The organism is Burkholderia sp. BC1, assembly GCF_052683555.1.
Map to the genome: position 1 here is coordinate 1 of NZ_JBQYLP010000134.1, position 5,602 is coordinate 5,602.

At 67.7% G+C, this 5,602-nt stretch carries 4 protein-coding genes; 3 read left to right on the forward strand and 1 reads right to left on the reverse strand.

The window, feature by feature from the left end:
• Positions 1-47 precede the first annotated feature (47 nt).
• Positions 48-275, reverse strand: coding sequence for a Flp family type IVb pilin (locus ACSHSS_RS29575; RefSeq protein WP_059939865.1), 228 nt, complete (start codon positions 273-275; stop codon positions 48-50).
• A gap of 687 nt (positions 276-962) precedes the next feature.
• Between ACSHSS_RS29575 and ACSHSS_RS29580 the strand changes: the two genes are divergently transcribed.
• From ACSHSS_RS29580 to ACSHSS_RS29590, 3 genes are all read left to right on the forward strand, one after another.
• Positions 963-2,642: a collagen-like triple helix repeat-containing protein gene (locus ACSHSS_RS29580; protein ID WP_445545915.1), complete on the forward strand. Its 1,680-nt coding sequence runs from the start codon at positions 963-965 to the stop codon at positions 2,640-2,642.
• 40 nt (positions 2,643-2,682) lie between these two features.
• A complete protein-coding gene (locus ACSHSS_RS29585) occupies positions 2,683-4,035 on the forward strand; it encodes a collagen-like triple helix repeat-containing protein (protein WP_445545916.1) in 1,353 nt (450 codons plus the stop codon).
• 141 nt (positions 4,036-4,176) lie between these two features.
• The coding region (locus ACSHSS_RS29590; protein WP_445545917.1) for a ShlB/FhaC/HecB family hemolysin secretion/activation protein at positions 4,177-5,602 on the forward strand (1,426 nt) is incomplete at its 3' end.

A 5,602-nucleotide genomic window follows, 5' to 3' on the forward strand; every position in this document is an offset into this window, starting at 1 on the left:
CCATCTCGCCTGCAACTTCGGAAGTTGGTCCATTGATCAGCGTTTCCTTAGGCGCCCTTACTCCACGGCGCAGTGCAAGCAGCATTCGCCGTACCGTCTGTTGCCGAAGGGCTGGTTATGCACTTGCCGAGATTGGTGAACATGTTGCCTAGGCTCCCGCCAATCGACGAAACCCCCGCGACGATTGCCACGGCAATCAACCCCGCGATCAGCCCATATTCGATCGCGGTCACCCCGGTTTCTTCCTTAAGGAAGCGCTTGATGATTGCTTTCATTTTCTTTCCTCGTGCCTTTATCTATGTACTGTGGCCTTTTATACGTTCTACTGCCTCGCATATCTGGCCCGTTTGCCCCACGTCGCCCGCCGCGCTTGCCGCGACGATGACCGGGTGCTTTCTCTTTATAGGTCGCCCCGAAGGGCATAGCTCAACATTTGATGCAAGTTAACATTCGCGATAGAGCCCCTCCTCGAACGTCGTGTACTCATCTGTACATTTCCTTACACCTGCCCAGAATCTTATCTCTGATTCTCTTTAATTTCCAACCCCTTTTTGGCCATCGGGACCGGAAATTGCCGGTGGGCGCACGTGTATTTGTACGGCGTTTCCGCGCGTCCCACACATAGGACTTACGATAGGTTAGATGTGCACACCTAATCCATCAGTAAAACAGTCCGACCGGCCTGCCGGCCCCCGCTCCACCCCGTGCCGCTTCCTGTTCCGCGTTACGCCGCACGCGTAACGCCAATGCTGTGACGTTACGTTACGCGGCCGCAGAAATCACGGGGTTCGGGGTGCCCTTAAAAAGATTTAACAATCTTTCTACTCCCCTAAATTCCTTTTCCCACAAGGAATTGCGTGGTTTAAAACGATTCCGGCGCGTTTGGCCGCCAAATTGGCACGACAGTTGCAGAGTAGTCCCCGCATCACTCAACACAACACAGCTTTTAATGCGAGGACGAAATGGACATTCAGGTTATCCCTCATGGCACGTTCCGGGCGACTCTGATCGCGGCCACCGTAGCAGCCATGCTCTCCCTCTCCGCATGCGGCGGTTCCGGTTCCATCAGCAAGGGACTCGGCGGCGGCTCGAGCTCCGGCGGCGGCGATATCGTCACGTCCGGCGGCACGTCGGGCTCGTCCGGTTCGTCGGGTTCGTCCGGCACCTCGGGCACGAGCGGCACCAGCGGCTCGAGCAGCGGTAGCACGAGCGGCTCGACGAGCGGCAGCACCAGCGGCTCGACGAGCGGCACGACGAGTGGAACGTCCAGCGGAACGAGCGGCACGTCCGGCGTATCCGCGAATCCAGTGGGACAGGTCCTCGCACAAGGCAGCAACATCGTCACGAACCTGGGCGACACCTTGTCCGGCGCCGGCTCGGTGCTCGCAGGGCAATCGCTGCCCGGCCTGAATCCGGCCACCACGCAGGCGGCGGGCGGCATCGTACAGAACGTCGGCGGCGCAGTCAGCGCGCTCGGCACCGGTCTCGGCAACGGTCTCGGCCAGCTCGGTGCGACCGCCAATCCGGTCGGCACCACGGTCGCCAGCACGGGCGGCGTCGTCAATCAGCTCGGCGGCGCTGTCACGCAAACCGGCAATCTCGTCACGAGCCTCGGCAGCGGTCCGCTGTCGCCGCTCGCACCGGTCACGGGCGCGGTCGGCGGCCTCGTGTCGACGGTCGGCAACGCGGTATCGAACGGCGGCACGACGCTCGGCAACGTGCTGTCGACGGGCCCGATCCAGCAAGTGACGCAGACCGTCAGCTCGGCCATCACGCCGATCACGACGATGGTCGGTCAGACGACGCAGACGATCGGCACAGCCACCGGTCTCGGCGCGCCGGTCAACACGCTGCTCGGCACCGTCGGTAACGGCCTGAACCAGGCCGGCGCGCTGCTCGCGTCGACGGGCGGCAACCCCGTCACGACCGGCCTCGGCAATACCGTTTCGTCGACCGGCAACACCGTGAAGGCCGTCGGCGGCCTGCTCACCGGCAGCACCGGCGGCGTGACGAACCCGCTTGCGCCGCTCACGGGTCTCGTCTCGACTGTCACGGGCACGCTCGGCGGTGCCGCAGGCGGCGGCAGCGGTCCGCTCGCACCCATCACCGGCCTCGTCTCGACTGTCACCGGCACGCTCGGTAGCGCCGCAGGCGGCACGAGCGGCGGCCCGCTCGCGCCCGTGACCGGCCTCGTCTCGACCGTCACGGGCACGCTCGGCGGTGCCGCGGGCGGCGGCAGCGGCCCGCTCGCACCCGTCACCGGCCTCGTCTCGACCGTCACCGGCGCACTCGGCGGTGCCGCAGGCGGCAGCAGCCCGCTCGCCCCCGTCACCGGTCTCGTCTCGACCGTCACCGGCGCGCTCGGCGGTGCCGCAGGCGGCAGCAGCCCGCTCGCCCCCGTGACCGGCCTCGTGTCGACCGTCACCGGCGCGCTCGGCGGCGCCGCAGGCGGCAGCAGCCCGCTTGCCCCCGTGACGGGCGCGGTCTCGACGGTCACCAGCACGGTCGGCAGCGCAACGGCCGGTGCGCCGGCGCTGAGCGGCAGCACGGGCGCCGTCACGAACTCGGGCTCGTCGTCGAACCTGCTGTCGCCGGTGACCTCGCTGATCGGCGGCCTGCTCGGCGGCGCGCGCGGCAAGTAATCCGACATCCATTCATCGACAAGACAGCGAGGAGCCCACCATGTCCCAACAACGTTCCCTGACGACGGCCGCCCTGCAACAGTGGCGCGTCCCCCTCACCGCTTTCGCGGCCGCGTGCCTGCTCGCCGCATGCGGCGGCAACAGCGTGAGCAATCCGCCGACCAGCAGCAGCGGCGGCAACAACCCGAGCACGAGCGGCACGCCGAGTACGAGCGGCACCAGCGGCACGTCGAGCGGCACGAAGGGCGTCGTCACGACGGTCGGTCAGACGGCGACCGACCTCGGCAACACGGTCGGCAACGTGAGCGTGCCCGGTCTCGGCGACGGCGTGACGAAGGGTGTCGGCGCCACCGTCGCGAGCACCGGGACGATCATCGACGCAGCCGCCGACGCCTTGAGCAACGGCCTCGGCCAGATCGGCTCGACGAAGGATCCGGTCGGCACGACGGTCGCGGGCCTCGGCAACGTCGTCGGCGCGACGAGCAACACGGTGTCGGGCGTGAGCTCGACGGTGAAGGCGCTCGGCACGGGCCCGCTGTCGCCGCTCGCCCCCGTCACGACGCCGGTCGGCACCGTGCTCGACACGGTCGCGAACGGCCTCGCGGCGGCCGGCACGACGGTCGGCTCGACGCTGTCCTCGGGCGCCGTGCAGCAGGTCACGCAGCCGATCAGCTCCGCGGTCACGCCGCTCGTGATCACGGCCGGCCAGATCACGCAGCAGGTCGGCACGACGACCGGCCTCGGCCAGCCCGTGTCGGGCCTGCTCGGCCAGGTCGGCGGCGCGATCAGCTCGGCCGGCACGCAGGTCGCCGGCACGTCGAGCCAGCCGCTGGTCGGCGACGTCGGTCAGCTCGTCACCGCGGTCGGCAACACGGTGACGAACGCCGGCGGCCTCGTGAATCCGAACGGCCCGAACGGCGCGGCACCGATCCCCGGACTGCTGACGAGCCTCGTCGGCGGCTCGACCGCGACGGTCCAGAGCGGCACCGGATCGGCTGCCGGTGCAACCAACCCGCTCGGCGGCCTGCTGTCCGGCCTCGGTTCGACGCCGCTCGGCTCGCTGACGGGCGCGCTCGGCGGGGCGACCGGCGGCACGAGCAGCGGCCCGCTCGCACCGGTGACCGGTCTCGTATCGACCGTCACCGGCACGCTCGGCGGCGCAACGGGCGGCGCAGGCGGCGCGAATCCGCTCGCGCCCGTCACCGGTTTGCTGAATACTGTCACCGGCGCAGTCGGCGGCGCGGCAGGGTCCGCCGGCGGCACGTCGAGCCCGCTCGCACCGGTCACGTCGCTGGTCGGCGGCGTCACGGGCTCGGCATCGACGGGCAGTTCGACGGGCCTGCTCGCGCCGGTCACGGGGTTGCTGGGTACGCTGGGCAGCGTTGGCAAGTAAGGAGGACGGTCGCGTCGTCGCAGCCGGAGCGCGCGACGCGGCCGTACCAACACATCCGGCAAGGCGGCACACGGCGCGCGGTACCGACGGTATCGCGCGCCGGCATTAGAAGACGAGAAGCAAGGCCTACGAGGAAAAGAAATGAAATCCAGACTCGATACATGGATGATGCTGCTCGCGATCGCGGCAGCAGGCACGGCACAGGCGCAAACGCGCGTCGCGGGCAATCCGCTCGACTCCCTCCCGCAGATCAACGCACCGAAACAAGGGCCCAACGTGACGGTGCAGGTCGCGCCGCAGGCACCGCAGCTGCAGGAACTGCTGTCGCGCCACCTGACGCCGACGACGTTCCAGGTCGAAGGCGTGAAGTCCGTTCCGTTCGAAGAGATCTCGCGTCGCTTCACGCCGCTCGTCGGCAAGGACATCACGATCGGCGAACTGATCGAGACCGCGAACGGCGTGACGAAGCTGTACCAGGACCGCGGCTACGCGCTGTCGTTCGCATTCATTCCCGCGCAGACGTTCGAGAACGGCGTCGTGCGCGTGACGGTCGTCGAAGGCTACGTCGCGGACGTGAAGGTCACCGGCAAGCCGGGCGCGATGGAGTCGAAGATTCGCGCGATCGCCGCGCACATCACGGCCGATCGTCCGCTGCGTCGCGCGACGTTCGAACGCTACGTGAACACGTTCGGCCTGCTGCCGGGCGTCAGCGTGAAAGCGAACGTGCCGCCGCCGCAAACGACGGACGGCGCGACCACGCTCGAGCTCGCCGTCGACCGCAAGCCGTTCAACGTCAGCACCGGCATCGACTTCAACCATCCGGGCGTGCAGGGGCTCATCACCGCGACCGAGAACGGCCTCACGTCGTTCGGCGAACAGCTGAGCATCTCCGCCCTCGCGCCGCCGGGGCGCGACAAGCAGACGTACTTCGCATTCAGCGGCGCGGTGCCGGTCGGCAGCAGCGGCCTGATCACGCGGCTCGACGCGAGTACGTACCGCGGCAAGCCGACCGACAATCCGGGCCTGCCGTCGTACATCGAACGCACGGTGAAGAACGAGAAGCTCGGCCTGTCGGCATCGTATCCGCTGCTGCTGAACAATCAGCGCAGCCTGCTCGGCACCGTGTCGGCCTATGCATCGCACAACGAAGACAACTATCAGAATCGGATCACCGGTGCGACGCTCGACAACCGCTCGCAGGTGCGCGTGCTGCAACTGCAGTTCGACTACACGAGCGTGCAGCCGAAGCAGGTTCGCAAGCTGAGCTTCAACGTCGCGAAGGCGTTCGACATTCTCGGCGCATCGAAGTCGCAGGTCGGCACGGCCTCGGGCGTCACGACGACGTATGCCGATCCGATCTCGCTGACGTTCGTCCGCACCGGCGCGACGTTTACGCAAACCAACGAATGGCCGTTCCAGATCGGCACGTCGATCTCGCTGACGGGCCAGTACAGCCCCGACTCGCTGCCGACGTCCGAGCAGATCTCGTTCGGCGCGACGCGTTACGCACTCGGCTATCAACCGGGCGAGACGTCGGGCGATTCGGGCTGGGGCATGTCGCTCGAAG